We start from the raw sequence: 17,185 nt of genomic DNA on the forward strand, positions 1-17,185 counted from the left end.
GCTTTCTCTTCTTCTTTAGCTTTTGCTTCTTCCTTAGCCTTTGCTATTTCTCTTGCTTTTGCTTCTTCCTTAGCTTTTGCGATTTCCTGGGCTTTCGCTTCTTCCTTAGGCTTTACTACTTCTTGTACTTTCACTTCTTCCTTAGGCTTTACTACTTCTTGTACTTTCGCTTCTTCCTTAGGCTTTACTACTTCTTGTACTTTCACTTCTTCCTTAGGCTTTACTACTTCTTGTACTTTCACTTCTTCCTTAGGCTTTACTACTTCTTGTACTTTCGCTTCTTCCTTTGCTTTTGCTACATTTTGAGTCTTAGCTTCTTCCTTAGCTTTAACCGTTTTTTGTACTTTTGCTACTTGCTTCGTTTTCTCTTCAGCTTTTTTTTCAACTGGTGCTGTACTTGATAGGAAAGAAACATTTGCATAGGCTGTTTTTCCTTTATACTCAAATTGTAGCCAACCGTCTTTTACTTGATGCGTTGATTCAATAACATCATCTTTTTTCAGTCTACCAAGTATTTCTGATTCTGTATTTGCATCAGAACGGACATTTAACAAATTCGCTGTTACATAATACACATCTTTTGTAAACTCTGAGCTTACAAACACTTCTTTACCGTTTAAATCAATTTTTGACCATCCATCTTCAGTATGTATAACCTTTAACTTTTCTCCTTCTTTTACTTTTTTGACAACTTTTGATTCAGTAGTCGGTTTTTCACGTACGTTGAGTACATCTGCTGTTACGATTGTTTCTGCAGTAGCAACTGTGGTAAAAGCCCCCATCCCCAAAACTGTTGCTGTTGCTGCGCCAATTACTTTTTTCATATTAGGCCTCCATTACGTTTTTTTGACTTCTATTATATCAAATGCTTCCATAAAATTAGGTGTTTTCACAGAATATCAAAACTTTTGTAACAATATATTAATACTACTTAATATATTGTTGTTAAAAATATCCTTTTTCTTCAAAAAAATCAAATTTATACATTTGCGTTCTTTAAATAAAAAATCACCTCATCTTATATAAAATGAGGTGAACGAAAGGCTATTTGTTTAAGAATTTCTACAGTTATCTTTCTTGATTATCATAATATGTTTTATCTGCATATTTTTTATCATTTCCTTTTAAATAAGCTAAGATTATTTTTGGATTTTTAACTAAAGTCCAATCTCCATATGTATCAAATCTTCTGCACGAAGTTATCATTCCATTTTTTATTGTACCGAATTTCTTATTTTTTTGTTTCCCCCATTCTTTTAACCGCTTTGCAAAATCTGCATCTTCAGCCATAAGCATGTTTTCGTTAAATCCGTTAATCGCCATAAAGTCTTTTCTATAGCACCAAAAAATCCCGACAGATATAGCCCCATACTTAAAAAATATTGGAATTATAATTAACAGTGCGGAAACAATTATTCCTAAAGATATTCTTTCAAACTTTCCAGTTACCCCACCGCCAATGTATTTACCTGAAACTAAATATTTGTCTACGTTAGACAAAAAAGACTCTGTCATTTGGGTATCAGCATCTATAGTAATGATTATTTCCCCAGTAGCTATCATGGCCCCTGCATTTCGGATTTTAGATAAATTTTTATCATCATTTTTTAATGTAATACAGTTATACACCTTTGCGATTTCCTCTGTTTTATCTGTACAACGATTTAAAACCACTATCACTTCAGTTTGATCTTTATATGCTTCCGCTGCCTTTGAAATTGAATCTAAACATTTCCCAATGTACTTTTCTTCATTATGCGCAGGGATTATAATAGAAAACTTTATATCTTTCCCTAAATCGTTTCCTGAAGATTCATTCGTTTCTTTCATAACACACCCCTTTTTATAAAATAAATTTTCATTCTATATAACATATATTAATATTTATGAGGTTATATTATAAAAACGAAAAATACGCTATTAATAGTTTGATTAAAGTCACCTAAAATTCTTCTATCCAAACAAAATGAAACAATACTTTTTATGCTATATAGTTGTCGCAAGTCCCGCTAAAAACAAACTTACGATTGCTAAAAATTTTGTGCCGACTATAGCCCCTCTTAAATGAAACTTATAATCTTTGTATCCCTTCATGCCTTCTGTACTAGGAATCACAACAAATCTTGGGGTAATCCAGCAAAAGATTAGCCAATCAAGTATAAACAAATCTACTAAATTAAAAATCATTAAAATACCAAAAGTATGTAAATAGGCATCAATATATAATAATTTTCCATGTTTATGTAGTATATATGTAGAAACGAAAGGAGTACCGAAAAGAATAGCATTATATGCAATGTTAAAGTAAATCGTTTGCTTTTTTTCATGAATCGATTTTGGAAAAACTACCTTTTGAATATCTTTCGGATAATCAGTTAACGAAAGACGAGGATTATAATATAAAGATCCTAAAATCATTACGGATAATACAATAGACATAATGACACCAACGTACATCATTTGCTCAAATGAACTCATAAGCACCTTCACCCTTTTCTATATTCGCTCCATAGTACACGTACTTAATTACATATTGTATGTACGATATCAACCAAAAATTAACAATCCCCTTTATGAATCATTTTATAATTGAAATTATAATTTACGTATCGTTTGTCTTCTCTGAAGAACAATTGAAAATTAGTTTGGAGGAATATTACATAAATAATATATTTTACTAAATTTGAAGGAACTGATTTCAATTTATATTTCCAACTCGTATCAAATGAAGAACTAATGGCACAAATTACTGAGCGCGCTATTCCATTAGATGCAGCAAAGAATGACTTTACAAGGCTGTTAAAGCGCAATGAAAAACATCAACTATTCGGATCTTATAAAGTATATGATTCTATTACAAATGGGTATGTTGGTCTTGGACATGTTACGGTAAACGAGGATAATGTCAGAGAAGCTGAAATTGGATATATGATTTTGCCAGAGCACTGGGGAAAAAGATATGGTAGCAGGATTGCAAAGGAATTAATGAATATAGCGAAGTAGACAGATATAAATGCCCTAAAAACAATTATCGATACAAACAATATCTCTTCTCGCAAAATTTTAATACATGTAGGTTTTACATCGGAGAAAGTTTGTGAGATTGATGGATTACCTGGGGAGATATTATGTACATATATTTAACTAAATAAAAGGAGATACTACTTGTAGTATCTCCTTTTCCTCTTAGCCATCATCTTATGCAATGGTGGCTTTTTCTATTTACCACTATTCATAATTTCAAATTGAAGTCTGCATTATTTATAGCAGACAATCAATCTCTCTACTATACAATAGAAAACATCATATACATTCCAACAACGAAGAATACGGCAAGTGTCTTAATTATCGTAATACCAAATATCTCTTTATAAGCCTCCCGGTGCGTTAATCCTGTAACTGCAAGTAAGGTTATAACTGCTCCGTTATGAGGTAAAGTATCCATACCTCCTGCCGCCATTGCAATTACACGATGCAGCACATCTAACGGAATATCAAAGTTCGCTGCCGCTTCAATATATTTTTCTGCCATTAAACCTAATGTAATACTCATTCCACCCGAGCCTGATCCCGTCAATCCGCACAATATATTCGTCATGACCGCTCCGCTAATTAAAGGATTTGAGAAAGTCCCCGTTAAATAGTTTTGAATCATGACAAATCCAGGTAAAGCTGCTATAACGGCACCAAACCCATATTCAGCTGCAGTGTTCATGGCAGCTAGGATTGAACCACTTACGCCCACGCTTGTAATTGATTGAAAATGTGCTTTTACTGCTTGGAAATTTAATAAAATAGCAGACAATATACCGATAAGTAGTGCCATTTCCACAGACCAAATCCCCACGACTTGTCCCATATCAATTGTTCCGTACTCCTTCAAACCTATGGATGCAAAATCAAATCCCTTTGTATACCAAACAGGGATGAATGCTGTAAAGACTTTATTCATTACGCCAACCAGCATAAGCGGAAGGAAAGCAATCCAGTAACTAACTGGAATTACATCACTTGAAGCAATCGGATTTTGCACCAATTGTGCACTAGTTGTGGCAGCCATCTCAGAAGTGGCACCGCCTTTTCCGAAGTACCCCTCTCCCTTAGCAGCAGCCTTCTTCCTACACCTTTCCAAATACAACATACCACATATGAAGATAAACAGTGCTCCGATAATTCCTAATGTAGGAGCGGCATAAATATCTGTTTTAAAGAACGTAGTTGGAATAACATTTTGGATTTGAGGCGATCCAGGAAGTGAATCCATCGAAAACGTAAATGCGCTGAATGCGATTGTCGCTGGAATGAGACGTTTCGGAATATTTGCCTCGCGAAATAATTGCGCCGCAAATGGATAAATCGCAAATACTGCCACAAATAAACTGACACCACTGTATGTAAGAATCGCTCCCATTAATACGATGGAAAGAATTGCTCTTTTCACGCCTATAAAATGGATAATAATTTTCGCGATTTTTTCTGCTATTCCAGTGATTTCTACCACTTTACCGAATATCGCTCCAAGCAAAAATACAGGAAAATATAATTTTATAAATCCGACCATTTTCGCCATAAAAACATTAGAAAAGAACGGTAAAACATTCGCTGGTTCTGTTAAAAATACAGCGAGCAACGCACATAACGGAGCGAATAAAATGACTGAGAATCCTCGGTAAGCTACAAAAATGAGTAAGCCAAGCGATAACAATACAATCAATAAATCCATAACCCCAATCCCCCTCCATAATATGGATTTTTCAACTTTGTATCCTTTTCTGTTTGTATATATTGTGGTAATGCCTGTCAGAGCAGGCATTACTTTTTGCATATTATAGTTATAGCTTTTTATTTATGATAAAAGATTGGTGCCCTCTTTTCTATAAAAGCCTCCACTCCCTCTTTTACATCACTCGTTTGAAACACATGTCCAAAATTTTCAGCTTCTATTTTTAATCCGTCCTCAAGAGAAGAAGATATCCCTTTATCGATAGATTGCTTCATCAAAGATAATGCAGGAAGAGAAAACCGAGCTATTTTCAATGCTAGTTCCTTCGCCTTATTCAGCGATTCGCCACGCGGAACAACATGATTCACCAAACCAACTCTCCATGCTACTTCAGCAGTGAGTGGTTCACCAGTAAACATCATTTCCTTTGCACTTGCAGTTCCGATTAATCGAGGTAAACGTTGCGTTCCTCCCGCACCTGGAAACAAGCCTAATTTTACTTCCGGAAGCCCGATTTGGGTGTGTTCTTCAATAATCCGTAAATCACACGATAAAGCTAATTCACACCCGCCCCCAAGCGCTAGTCCGTTAATAGCAGCAATTACAGGCTTCGGCAATCTTTCAATTTTATTTAACGGGTTCTGAAGCCACAATGATTTTTCCTCCGCGTATTCACTTCCTTTCCCAATCCATTCCGGAAACGACTTAATGTCCCCTCCTGCAACAAAGGCCTTTCCACCAGCGCCAGTTAGAAGTACAACAATTACTTCATCGTCCCGTTCAATTTCATCGACCGCTACCGTCAGTTGCTCTACCACAGCACCGCTTAGTACATTTACAGGAGGATTATCAATGATAATCGTTGCGATTCCATTTTCTTTGGACCATGTAACAACTCGCTTATTTTCCAATCCATTCCCTTCTTTCTAATATGATATGAGGTAAAATCAGCACATCAACTCGTTCTTTTAATTACATAACCGACCCGTTCACGATCCCAAGCACCGCCGATTCCTTCCTCCTGCAGCTTGAATTTTTGAATCCGTTCCGTCGCGGTTTTTGGGAAAGTTTCACTGAACTGAACATATCTAGGTACCATAAAGTAAGCCATACGTTCTTGACACCAATCTATAATCTCTTCATGGGACATCGTTTCATCTTTCTTTACAATCACATATAATTTGACATCCTCTTCTCCCACTTCTGACGGGACACCTATAGCCGCTGATTCAAGTATTTTTGGATGATTATTCACAACTTTTTCGATTTCCCAAGAGGAGATATTTTCACCACGCCTCCTGATACACTGTTTGATTCGATCGCAAAAGTATAGATAACCTTCCTCATCTAGATAACCTCGATCTCCTGTATGGAACCATCCTTCCTTCATTGCCTCCTCTGTTTTATCAAGCATTTTATAATAACCTTCCATGAATGCTTGTCTCTGTAAGGAACGAATAAAAATCTCTCCAATTTCACCAGTCCGTACCTCATTTCCATCTTCATTGACAACCTTCGTCTCTACGTAAGAATATGGTTTTCCTATAGAAGGTGGCTTGTTGGCATGAATTGGATTCGTTACACAAAAACCAGTCGTTTCCGTTAATCCGTAACCTTCCACAATCCGGACGCCAAATCGCTCCTCAAACGGCTTCCAAAACTCCTTAGGCGTAGCAGCGCAAGCCGTCACCCTTACTAAATTGTCATTATCGTTTTCCTTTTCTGGCTGCTTGTAAAGAATAGGAATCATAGATCCTAAAGAATTAAAAATGGTTGCACCATGACTGCGAATTTCACTCCAAAATCTAGAAGCACTAAACCGTTTACCAAGAGCGATCGTCGCATTAGAAGAAATAGCCCCAAGTACTGTATGAGCCTGGGCGTTTATATGAAATAACGGAAGCGCTGTAAATAAGACATCTTTTGAACTTGCACCAACCATATAGTTGGCAAATGACTGCGCAGAATTTACATAGGCAGAATGACTTAACATGACTCCTTTAGGTAATCCAGTTGTTCCAGAGGTATATAGGATACTGTTAATAGAAGTGGAAGAAACAAATTCGTTTGGAAGGTGATGGTTATTTGTATGTAGTACATCTTTCAATTCGATTACTGACCGCTCCTTACCATCGCCTTTAATGAACGCGCTTTCATTTCTTCCGTAAGCAACAATTTGAATGTCCCTTTGTATACATGACAAACAAGAAGCAATTTGAGGAACAAACTCCTTATCAACAATAATTAACTTACAATCAGAATGGGCTACAATATACTGCAAGCCTTCTCCTTTTAAATGCACATTCAGAGGTACCGCAATTGCTCCCATGAAAGATAAAGCAAACCAAACATCCAGATATTCAGGAGTGTTATGAAGCATAATACAAACCTTGTCTCCTTTTTGAATACCGAGCTCACAAAATCCTGCTATGGCTCTTGCAATTCGATGATAAAGCTCCTCATATGTAATCCTTTGTTCTTCAAATTGTAAATACACTTTACTAGGTGTTTTTTCGATACTTTGCATAATAAAATGCGGTAAACTTTGATTTTTCAACATTGAATTCCATCCCCTTCCTGCTAAAATCCTTTTTATTTATATAGCAAGAAGCATGCCAAAAATCGACTCATTCCCTATTCCCTTATTCCTTCGTATTCTCCCTTACTTGTCTAATTTTACATGTCGCATTTGCGCTACAAATATTAGTAACCATGTCGCATATATAAGAAAATGTCGCAAAAGAGAGACAATGTTTATTGCTACAAACAAAAAAAGGGCCTGTTTGCCCTTTGCTTTCCTTCATGACATTTCGTACTTCTCTATTTTTCGATATAAGCTGGCCCGATGAATTCCTAAAAGCTCGGCTGCCTCTTTTATATTTCCAGCTGTTTTTTCCAAAGCTCTCGTAATCGCACGTTTTTCAGCAGCTTCCACTTCCGCCTGCAGTACATAACTCATCTCATACTTATCTTGGTCCGTCGTAAATGTTACATGGTTTAGCTCTTCTTCCAAATCTTTTTTCCGTAAATATGCCGGAAGATGATGCACTTGAATAATCATTTCTTCTATAACATTCATCGCTCGTTCTAACACATTCTCTAGCTCTCTAATATTCCCTGGCCAATCATGCTCCATGAATATGTCTCTTACTCTCTTATCCAACGAAAGAACATTACTACCTAGCTCACCATTCAATTTCTTAATTAAAAATTCCGTTATATGTATCATATCTTCTTTTCTCTCTCGCAACGGAGGAATATCAATCTCAAACACATTCAACCTATAATATAAATCCTCCCTAAATTCCCCTCTTTGCACCATTTCACGGAGATTTCGATGTGTCGCCGCAATGAAACGGACATCAACCTTTTGAATTTTCGTACCTCCAATTCTTTCAATCTCTTTCTCTTGCAATACACGAAGCAACTTCACCTGCATATCCAAAGACATATCACCAATTTCATCTAAAAACAACGTTCCCTTATGGGCTAACTCAATCTTCCCAGGCTTACCGCCTTTTTTTGCTCCTGTAAAAGCCCCTTCTTCGTATCCAAATAATTCCGCCTCCAAAAGATCCCTTGGAATCGCAGCACAATTCAAACGAATAAATGTGTCACTAGCACGCGGACTTGCACGATGTACCGCATGTGCAAAGAGCTCTTTTCCTGTACCACTCTCTCCTCTTATCAAAACGGTAGACCGACTTTTAGAAACCTTTAAAGCCATCATTTTGACTTCTTTCATTTTTGCACTCTCTCCTATTATGCTTTGAAAGGAAAGTCGCCCTTCTTGCAGCCGCTGTAATTCAGTTTGATAGTAAGATAACTTTGATTCCATTTCACTAATTTGATCTCCCAAAGCTTTAAACTGCTGTATATCATGAAACATAATTTTACCAATTGCTCCAATAATCTTGCCTTCCTTTATGATAGGTATGCGTGTTGCAATTATATTCCGATTACTTATACGCTGGATATGCCCAATTTCCATCTGTCCCGTCTTTACGATAATATGCATCCTTGTATTCTCAACAACCTCCGTACAATGCTTTCCAATCGCTTCTTTCGGATCATTAATCCCTAAAAATTGTGCATAAGAACCACTTAAAAAATTGACAATCCCTTGTTCATTTACCCCTAGAATGCACTCAGACAGTAAATTTAGGGCACTTTCATATCGACTTATGATGCTTTCCAAAGACTGCATACTCTCCCCTTTTATTTCCAGAATGACAATTGATCCGTATTCTGTCTCATTCTGATATACACGGGATTCATTCGCAATTAAAACTTGGTTGCCACCCCTACATTCATACCTGTACAAACTATCAGTTTGATTCACTACTAACTTTTTACGATCAGGAATAATCATTGATATATGCTCACCTATTATTTCATTTTCTTTTTTATGTAACATGCTACAGAATAGTTTGTTGTTATATGTGATGATTCCATCATGATTTATAACAGCAATTCCGTTATTCATTACCTGAAGAGCCTGACTAGTTACCTGCCAATTCATTCGTTCGTCCATATGCATTTGGAAGCCTCCTATCCAATTTTGCTCATTCTCGCATGTATTATATATTCATTTTAAATATTTACTTTCCCTTGGTTTTTCCGTTTGAAGTAATAAATTCTTAAACTAGTAATATAGCTCATTTACCAATAGCTTCTTTTTTGGCACTAGCAAAAGTTTTATAATCCACTTTCTTTAGCTTCTCTTGGAAGAAGATTATTTCATGGGCTATTTGCAACATGCAGCATGGACATGTTTAACACTTACATTGGATACATAAAACAAGTTTAATAAAAAGAAAAAACAGTTGACGGATTACCTTCTGCCAACTGTTTTTATTACAAACATTGGTGAATAAACCCATAATTGATAGGTTTTCTTTAGCATAAAGTTCGATCCCAAAGCTTCCAACTAAACCATCTCCCATGCCCTTCCGTTTCCCCAGCCGTTTCACGATATTCGTTTCCGTTAATATAATAATCAATATGAAGGTCACGGTCCCACATGTTGTTATATAGGTGGAATACATCACGTTTTGCGCCGATTTCTTGTATTTGTTTTTCTAATTTATGTTTTACTTGTTCAGGTATTTGATTTGCGACGTGTGTATGGAAAATACAGATTACAGCATCATCACTTATTTGTTCAATAATAGATGGCAATAGCTCCACACCATCTCCTTCTATTAATTGGACAGATTCATTTTTCACTAAAGATGCGGCTTGATCAAACATTTCAAGTCTTTCTTTATGTTCTGGCCAAATGAGTGCACGTAGCCATAAATAATCTTCATCACTATGTAAATCATTTACATGTAAGTCTAGTCCGATTCTTTCTACGACAGATGGACTTTCTTTTAGAAAATGTGGTACATTCTCCCCTCTTATTTCAGAAGTTAAATGTACATTCGAATTTACATTTCCGTATATTTCATCTGTTCCGTACGAATAGCTATATTGGTCCCAAAATAGTTGTAATCCAGAACTTGTCCCAATTTCGATTAACGCTAACGGCTTTTCCACTTTATTAAATATATAGCAAAAATTTGGGTATAAGTACGCACATCGCCTTACTTCATTCGTTTGAACGAGTTTTGTTTGTAACAAAGTAATGATTTCTTCTCGGTACTCTTTACAAAAGTCTTTAAAATGATCAAACGCTTGGTCTAAATTTGTATTCTTATTTTCAACTAAGCTACTATAATACGTTTTTAACTGATGTTCTTTCCCTGCAAGTAATAAATAATGTACGGCGCCTAATAATAAGTTTGGGACTGGTTGGCCTACTTGAGCGTAGGAAGATAGTGTAAGCACTTCCTCATCTTCAGCAATTTGTATTGATAAGTATTCATATAAGTCACTTGACCCTTTACATTCCTTTATTGAAAAGTTTCGAAATAAGTTTGCGATTTGTTCTTGTGTACGAATTGGTATCCCTCCTTTTATTTTTACAGAATAATCTTACTATTTATAGTGCAAAAATTCCATAAAAAGGTATCCTTTCTACCCACTTTACGATACGTAAGCTTTTTCGAGATAATTTCAAACTGTAATTTTTTTCTATTTATCACCTTGAAAGAGCTTGTTAAATAAGATTTTTGGCGAATAAAACGTTAAATAGTTTAAAATTATCAGATAACACTAGATATTTTAGTCTATTAATTATTATAATAGAGTATGAGATGGTTATACAATTGAGACAAAAAAGGTAAATACCTAGGTGGGGCCTAGGCGGTGTTTCTCTTTTACGGCTTAGACATAGAAAACACCTACTCTTTTTTGCCAATATAGGGGATGGAGAGATTATCATGAGCAACATGCAGCAAAAAACAGACGTTATCTTAATTGGTGCAGGAATTATGAGTGCAACGTTAGGCTCATTACTAAAAGAATTAGCACCTGAATGGGAAATTAAAGTTTTTGAAAAACTCGCAAGTGCCGGGGAAGAAAGCTCTAATGAATGGAATAATGCAGGTACAGGGCATTCTGCGCTATGCGAACTGAACTATACTTCCGAAAAATCTGACGGATCTATAGATATTGGTAAGGCTGTAAAAGTGAATGAGCAATTCCAGCTTTCAAGACAATTTTGGGCATATCTTGTAAAAAACAAATTAATTCGTAATCCACAAGATTTTATTATGCCTCTACCTCATATGAGTTTAGTACAAGGTGAAAAAAATGTTGAGTTTCTAAAAAACCGTTTTGAAGCGCTTTCAAAAAATCCGCTGTTTCAAGGTATGGAATTTTCCGATGCTCCTGAAACATTAAAAAAATGGCTTCCACTCATTATGGAAGGACGTACACCAAACGAACCGATGGCTGCAACGAAGATTGACTCTGGAACAGATGTAAACTTCGGTGCATTAACACGTATGTTGTTTGATTACTTACAAACGAAAAATGTTGAGCTAAACTACAAACATAGTGTCGAAAATATTAAACGCACGAAAAATGGTTTGTGGGAAGTGAAAGTACATGATATGAATAGTGGTAAAATCGAGCATCACACTGCAAAATTCGTCTTTATCGGCGGCGGTGGCGGTAGCCTACCTCTACTACAAAAGACTGGCATTCCCGAATCAAAACATATCGGTGGATTCCCAGTAAGTGGACTATTTATGGTATGTAAAAATCAAAAAGTTGTAGAGCAACATCATGCGAAAGTATACGGTAAAGCTAAAGTCGGTGCACCGCCAATGTCTGTACCTCACCTTGATACGAGATATATAGACAATAAAAAAGCTTTACTATTTGGACCGTTCGCTGGGTTCTCTCCTAAGTTCTTAAAAACTGGCTCTAACCTTGACTTAATTGGTTCTGTAAAACCGAATAACGTCTTAACAATGTTAGCTGCTGGTGTAAAAGAAATGGGATTAACTAAATACTTAATCCAGCAAGTTATGTTATCGCACGAAAAGCGTATGGAAGAATTACGTGAATTCATTCCGAACGCGAAAAGTGAAGATTGGGATATTGTAGTTGCTGGGCAACGTGTACAAGTAATTAAAGATACTGATGCTGGCGGTAAAGGTACACTTCAATTCGGTACAGAAGTTGTTAGTGCGGCTGATGGATCAATCGCTGCGTTACTAGGTGCTTCACCAGGTGCTTCTACTGCTGTTCACGTCATGCTTGAAGTATTAGAAAAATGTTTCCCAAGCCGCATGGTAGAATGGGAAGGAAAAATAAAAGAAATGATCCCTTCTTACGGCATTTCACTAACTGAAAACCCAAGATTGTTCCAAGACCTTCACACTTCGACTGGTCGTACACTTGGATTAAATGAAAAAGAAACAGTTCATAACTAAATAAAAAAACGTCCGATATATTCGGACGTTTTTTCGTTACTAGAAATTATATTTATCAATATTCTCTTTCGTAAATACAACCCGCTCTGGCAATACGATAATTCCGTTTCCTTCTGCCTCATAATCATAACCTTGGATAGAGTTTGGTTCTACCTTCACTTTTCCGATTCCTTTTACTTCAAAGCTATCCCCTACTTTTAACTTCTTCCCTTTTACAACAATTTCATTTGCTACATACGTTGCAAGTGCGCCTTGCTGTTTTACATCCCATAATCCAAATTGTTGTACCGTTCCTCGTTTTACGTAATCACGCATAACGTTTGGTGTAGAGAAGCCAGTTACGGCTACTTTTTTATCCATTTTCAAATTCTCAGCTGCTTGTGCCATTGCCGGAAGTGCCGTTGCATCTGGGCAAATAACCGCATTAATATCAGGATACGTTTTTAATATGTTTTCTCCTACTGATAAAGATTTTTGCGCATTATTTTCACCGTACTGCGTCGTTACAATTTCCCAGTTTGGATATTTCTTTTTAATAATTTCTTTCGCTTTCGTTACCCATTGATTTTGATCCGTTACTGTTGGACTAGAATAAAAGAAGGCTACTTTTCCTTTATCTCCAATTTGCTTTGATGTCATTTCAATTAATAAGTTAGCAAGTTGGTCTGGTGTACCTTGGCTTATATAAAATGAGCGGTCTTTCGGATTCACATCAGAGTCCCACGTTAACACCGTCATCCCTTTTTTCTTAGCACGTTGTAATGATTGTGATAGACCATCCACTGAAGTAGAAGAGACCATAAGTGCATCATAGTTTTGGTTAATAAAATTGTTTATATATTTCACTTGCCCTGATACGCTTGCTTCAGATGGTCCATCATACTTCACTTGTACGCCTAGTTTATCTCCCATCTCTTTTGCTCCTTCACCACCAGATGTAAAGAAGCCAACTCCAGTTAATTTCGGAATGAATGCAAATTTCACATCATCCGCTTTTTTCTTATCTGCCGTTTGACTAGAGCAAGCGATCAAACCGATTAAACAAATGCATACAATGAATACAATCCCCAGTTTTCTCTTCATGACATTTCCCCCTTATGCAAGTTCTTTCTTTTCCCCGTTTTGAATTGATGTAATTTGAAATGTCTCATAATAACCGAAAGAATAAGAAGAATACCAATAACTACGTTAGATTGTTCATTTGTTAAACCAGTCATTTGCAAGCCATACTGCATTAGCCCTATAAAAATACTCGCCAGTACAGTACCGATAATGCTTCCTTTTCCCCCTGTAATAAGTGTCCCGCCTAATACGACTGCTGTAATGATTGGTAAAATCGTTTCACTCCCCATATCAGCACGTGCGGAACCAAAATATGCAGTTAAGAAAGTGCCTCCTAATCCACCTCCTAACCCAGAAAGTATGTAAGCGATAATGACTACTTTTTTCGTTTTGATCCCAGTGTATTTTGCTGCGTTCTCGTTCGCTCCTGTTAATTTTACGTGGCGCCCATATACAGTTCGGTGAAATAATAAAGTACATAAAACCGTTAATACGATCAGTATCCATAATAAATTCGGTATCCCTATAAAACTACCATTTGCCAGTTGTACAAATGTTTCAGGTAAACCACTTATCCCTTCATATCCAGAAGCACCTGCCCCTCCTGAAATGATGAGTGCAATTCCGCCGTATAAAAACATCGTTCCGAGTGTAACGACAAGTGGCTCTACATCTGTCATTTTTATAATGATTCCGTTTAAAGTTCCTGCTAAGCAACTAATTATTAGGGCTATTATGACAGCAAACAAAATAGGTATTCCGTTCATCCAAAGTACACCGATTAAGATTGAAGTGAGCCCCATTATTGAGCCGACCGATACGTCAATTCCTCCTGTTACAATAACGAAAGTCATTGGTATCGCCGCGATTGCGATAAATAGGAAATCATTTGTACTAAAAAGGAGATTACTAATATTTAAAAAATCACTACTTATAAAACTAAAGAGAATGAATTCGATAAGAAGTAATACAATTAGAACACCTTCCCATCTGTATAAATACTTCATAGATTCATTCTCCTTTCTGCCTTCCAATTTTTCATAACACTATCTAATATGACGATTAGTAATAATAAAAAACCTGAAATAGCATTATTCCAAAATGCTGGTATTTTTAAAAAGACGAGTGAACTGCTTATCGCCTCTAAAAATAACGCTCCTAATGCAGCTCCAACTATAGAACCCGTTCCGCCTTTTAAATGAATTCCCCCTAGTACCGCAGCTGCGATAACCTGTAGTTCTATCCCCGTTCCTGTTTGATTCGGAACGAACCCGATATTCATAACGAATATGCAACCAGCTAGCGCAGCGCTTATGCCTGAAATCATAAACGCATATATCTTCACTGTATTAACAGGTATACCAATGAGTCTCGCGCCATCTTCATTATCACCTACCGCATAAAAGTATCTTCCAAATGGCACTTTCCTTAAAAAGAAGTATAGTAGTAGTAAAATAATAAGAACAATCCATACAATTATCGGCAAACCGAGTATGACGATAGATGACAGTTGCTTAAAGTCGTTTGGTATATCTTCAATCCACTTTCCCCCTGTGAAAATTAACATCGCACCTCTAATGACCCCTAACATACCTAATGTCATGATAATAGCTGGTACCCGAAACTTTGCAACGCCAATCCCATTTGCTAATCCTATAATAGCACCAAGTAAAATAGCAGCCGTAATAGACAAGAATGCATGATATCCATCCGATAACAACATCCCGCAAACCGCTGCACTTAATCCCATAATCGAGCCAACTGATACGTCTATATTTTTCGTAAATAAAACAAATGATTGGCCAATTGCTAACACGACTAAAATAATGCTTGATTTCATCATTAAAGATAACGAGTTAAGCTGAACGAAACTTGGATTTACCATTCCGACAATGGCAATGTAAATTAGTAATAACAGTATGATAGATGTTTCGTGCATTTTATACATACGTTTCATTCCGTTACACCTCCGTATACTAGACGTGTAACTTCTTCTACATTTATTTGTTCTTTCTCCAGATGAGAAACAAATTGTCCATTTCGCATTACATATACACGGTTTACTAATTGAACAATTTCTTCAATATCTGAAGAGATTAATAATATTCCGAGTCCTTCCCTTTTCATTTTTTCTATCGTCTCATATACTTCAAGCCTTGCTTTCGCATCAATTCCGCGTGTCGGTTCATCAAGAATAATAATTTTCGGATTACACGCAAGATATTTTGCCAGCACGACCTTTTGCTGATTACCTCCCGATAAAGATGCTAGTACTTCATCCATGCTTCGTACAACAATTCGAAACTGCTCTATATACGACTTTACTAAAGCGCTTTCTTTTTCTTGATTGATGAAAAAACGACTATTCTGATGTAAACATGCTGCAGTCATATTTTCTTTAACCGATGCAATTGAGAAAATACCATTTCTTGCTCTATCCTCTGGCACATAAACAAGTCCTTCTCTTAGCCTTTTATGCAAAGAGCATGCATCAATTGATTTTCCTTCTAATAAAATAGAACCTGATTTTATAGACTTCAATCCATATATGGTTTCTGCTAATTCTGTTCTGCCTGATCCAACAATGCCAGTAATTCCTACAATCTCCCCAGCATGTACGGTAAATGATATATTTCCGAATGCGTGACTCGTTATATCAATTACTTCTAATATTTTTTTCGTTTCTTTTGTCTCTTGCACTATTTCTCTTTTTTCTTCTTGTTTATACCCTTTCGGCAATAACCCCTCCATTAGCATGTCATATGTATAGTCACATACATCACCTTGGCTTACAATCATTCCATCACGTAATATCGCTACTTTGTTGGCAATTTCAAAGATTTCTGGAAAGCGATGCGTAATATATATCATTCCAATTCCTTTTTCTTGTAAACTTTTCATCAGCACAAAAAGACTCTTTATTTCGTGAGTTGTTAATGTCGATGTTGGTTCATCTAAAATAAGAATCTCGGCTTCCCGTATTAATCCTCTAACGATTTCTACTAACTGTTGCTGCGCAATGGATAGTGATCCTCCTAGTTCTTTAAGGTCAATATCCCATCCTAAACTGTCAATCAATCGCTGAATCTTTACTTTTAATTCCTTTTTCTTTCCTTTTAGTCCGATACATATATTTTCTTCAATGGTCATATGCGGAAAAATGAGTGGTTCTTGTGGTATTAAGTAAATCCCATCTCCGTGTGCTTCTTTCGGATTTGCAAATTGTTTCCTCATTCCTTTTACATACATTTCTCCACTATCATACGAATATAACCCCGTTAATATTTTCATTAATGTTGATTTTCCAGCACCATTTCCTCCAACTAAAGCGTATATATCACCACGCTCTACTTGTAAGTTCACATCTTTTAGCACAAGTTGATTTGAAAACGCCTTACTCATTTCCTTTACTTGTAATAAATGTACGTCCTCCACATGATGTCACCTGCCTTCATACAGAACATTTTTTGAGAAAATGATTATTTGTTCTACTTGTTCTGTAGCATTGTATATTCCTTTTTTCATATCTAGAACACCTTTTTCATCAGACTATTCATCGTTTCAACTGGAA

The 17,185-nt window shown here is 36.3% G+C and carries 13 protein-coding genes and 1 pseudogene; 2 read left to right on the forward strand and 12 right to left on the reverse strand.

The window, feature by feature from the left end:
• From K5S59_RS16435 to K5S59_RS16445, 3 genes are all read right to left on the reverse strand, one after another.
• Window positions 1-824 (reverse strand): SH3 domain-containing protein (locus K5S59_RS16435; RefSeq protein WP_220784069.1); only part of this gene is annotated, 824 nt, incomplete at its 3' end.
• 244 nt (window positions 825-1,068) lie between these two features.
• Window positions 1,069-1,830 (reverse strand): glycosyltransferase family 2 protein, encoded by a 762-nt coding sequence (locus K5S59_RS16440; RefSeq protein WP_120450370.1) that lies wholly within the window; start codon window positions 1,828-1,830, stop codon window positions 1,069-1,071.
• Between the two features lie 156 nt (window positions 1,831-1,986).
• Window positions 1,987-2,478 carry a nitroreductase gene (locus tag K5S59_RS16445; RefSeq protein WP_120450371.1) on the reverse strand — a complete coding sequence of 164 codons (492 nt, stop codon included), beginning with the start codon at window positions 2,476-2,478 and terminating at the stop codon, window positions 1,987-1,989.
• Window positions 2,479-2,664: 186 nt separating this feature from the next.
• Here K5S59_RS16445 and K5S59_RS16450 point away from each other — a divergent pair.
• Window positions 2,665-3,144: pseudogene (locus K5S59_RS16450) on the forward strand (GNAT family N-acetyltransferase).
• A 142-nt stretch (window positions 3,145-3,286) separates the two neighbouring features.
• Here the strand turns inward: K5S59_RS16450 and K5S59_RS16455 are convergent.
• The 5 genes from K5S59_RS16455 to K5S59_RS16475 all read right to left on the reverse strand — a co-directional run bounded on the left by K5S59_RS16455 (window position 3,287) and on the right by K5S59_RS16475 (window position 10,669).
• The gene (locus K5S59_RS16455) at window positions 3,287-4,723 is read right to left on the reverse strand and encodes a GntP family permease (RefSeq protein ID WP_000364900.1); all 1,437 of its coding nucleotides are present in this window, start codon (window positions 4,721-4,723) and stop codon (window positions 3,287-3,289) included.
• A gap of 119 nt (window positions 4,724-4,842) precedes the next feature.
• Window positions 4,843-5,634 carry an enoyl-CoA hydratase gene (locus K5S59_RS16460; protein ID WP_098258981.1) on the reverse strand — a complete coding sequence of 264 codons (792 nt, stop codon included), beginning with the start codon at window positions 5,632-5,634 and terminating at the stop codon, window positions 4,843-4,845.
• 44 nt (window positions 5,635-5,678) lie between these two features.
• Window positions 5,679-7,283: an ATP-dependent acyl-CoA ligase gene (locus K5S59_RS16465; RefSeq protein WP_098873189.1), complete on the reverse strand. Its 1,605-nt coding sequence runs from the start codon at window positions 7,281-7,283 to the stop codon at window positions 5,679-5,681.
• Between the two features lie 240 nt (window positions 7,284-7,523).
• The gene (locus K5S59_RS16470; protein ID WP_120450375.1) at window positions 7,524-9,263 is read right to left on the reverse strand and encodes a sigma 54-interacting transcriptional regulator; all 1,740 of its coding nucleotides are present in this window, start codon (window positions 9,261-9,263) and stop codon (window positions 7,524-7,526) included.
• 359 nt (window positions 9,264-9,622) lie between these two features.
• Window positions 9,623-10,669, reverse strand: coding sequence for a DUF2332 domain-containing protein (locus K5S59_RS16475; protein WP_033656100.1), 1,047 nt, complete (start codon window positions 10,667-10,669; stop codon window positions 9,623-9,625).
• Window positions 10,670-11,049: 380 nt separating this feature from the next.
• Here K5S59_RS16475 and K5S59_RS16480 point away from each other — a divergent pair, with 380 nt between their 5' ends.
• Window positions 11,050-12,552, forward strand: a complete 1,503-nt coding sequence (locus K5S59_RS16480) for a malate:quinone oxidoreductase (protein WP_000069146.1) — start codon at window positions 11,050-11,052, stop codon at window positions 12,550-12,552.
• 39 nt (window positions 12,553-12,591) lie between these two features.
• Here the strand turns inward: K5S59_RS16480 and lsrB are convergent, their stop codons facing one another.
• From lsrB to K5S59_RS16500, 4 genes are read right to left on the reverse strand one after another with little or no spacing between them, the layout of a single operon-like run.
• On the reverse strand, window positions 12,592-13,635 hold the full coding sequence (lsrB, locus tag K5S59_RS16485; RefSeq protein ID WP_000823632.1) for an autoinducer 2 ABC transporter substrate-binding protein LsrB: 1,044 nt from the start codon (window positions 13,633-13,635) through the stop codon (window positions 12,592-12,594).
• Entirely contained in the window at window positions 13,632-14,621 is a 990-nt protein-coding gene (locus K5S59_RS16490) for an ABC transporter permease (protein ID WP_000876512.1), read from the reverse strand. The genes lsrB and K5S59_RS16490 overlap by 4 nt, the downstream gene beginning before the upstream one ends.
• Window positions 14,618-15,571, reverse strand: a complete 954-nt coding sequence (locus K5S59_RS16495) for an ABC transporter permease subunit (RefSeq protein ID WP_000827675.1) — start codon at window positions 15,569-15,571, stop codon at window positions 14,618-14,620. Before K5S59_RS16495 ends, K5S59_RS16490 begins: the two co-directional genes overlap by 4 nt.
• Complete coding sequence (locus K5S59_RS16500; protein WP_000390356.1) at window positions 15,568-17,049, reverse strand: sugar ABC transporter ATP-binding protein; 1,482 nt, start codon at window positions 17,047-17,049, stop codon at window positions 15,568-15,570. The genes K5S59_RS16495 and K5S59_RS16500 overlap by 4 nt, the downstream gene beginning before the upstream one ends.
• Window positions 17,050-17,185 lie beyond the last annotated feature (136 nt).

The organism is Bacillus sp. BML-BC051, from assembly GCF_019656175.1.
Lineage (GTDB): Bacteria > Bacillota > Bacilli > Bacillales > Bacillaceae_G > Bacillus_A > Bacillus_A mobilis.

Excerpts from the sequence above, each read along its gene's own strand:
- K5S59_RS16440 (WP_120450370.1), bottom strand. The coding sequence starts at position 1,830 with ATGAAAGAAACGAATGAATCTTCAGGAAACGATTTAGGGAAAGATATA.
- K5S59_RS16445 (WP_120450371.1), bottom strand. The coding sequence starts at position 2,478 with ATGAGTTCATTTGAGCAAATGATGTACGTTGGTGTCATTATGTCTATT.
- K5S59_RS16455 (WP_000364900.1), bottom strand. The coding sequence starts at position 4,723 with ATGGATTTATTGATTGTATTGTTATCGCTTGGCTTACTCATTTTTGTA.
- K5S59_RS16465 (WP_098873189.1), bottom strand. The coding sequence starts at position 7,283 with ATGTTGAAAAATCAAAGTTTACCGCATTTTATTATGCAAAGTATCGAA.
- K5S59_RS16470 (WP_120450375.1), bottom strand. The coding sequence starts at position 9,263 with ATGCATATGGACGAACGAATGAATTGGCAGGTAACTAGTCAGGCTCTT.
- K5S59_RS16480 (WP_000069146.1), top strand. The coding sequence starts at position 11,050 with ATGAGCAACATGCAGCAAAAAACAGACGTTATCTTAATTGGTGCAGGA.
- lsrB (WP_000823632.1), bottom strand. The coding sequence starts at position 13,635 with ATGAAGAGAAAACTGGGGATTGTATTCATTGTATGCATTTGTTTAATC.
- K5S59_RS16490 (WP_000876512.1), bottom strand. The coding sequence starts at position 14,621 with ATGAAGTATTTATACAGATGGGAAGGTGTTCTAATTGTATTACTTCTT.
- K5S59_RS16495 (WP_000827675.1), bottom strand. The coding sequence starts at position 15,571 with ATGAAACGTATGTATAAAATGCACGAAACATCTATCATACTGTTATTA.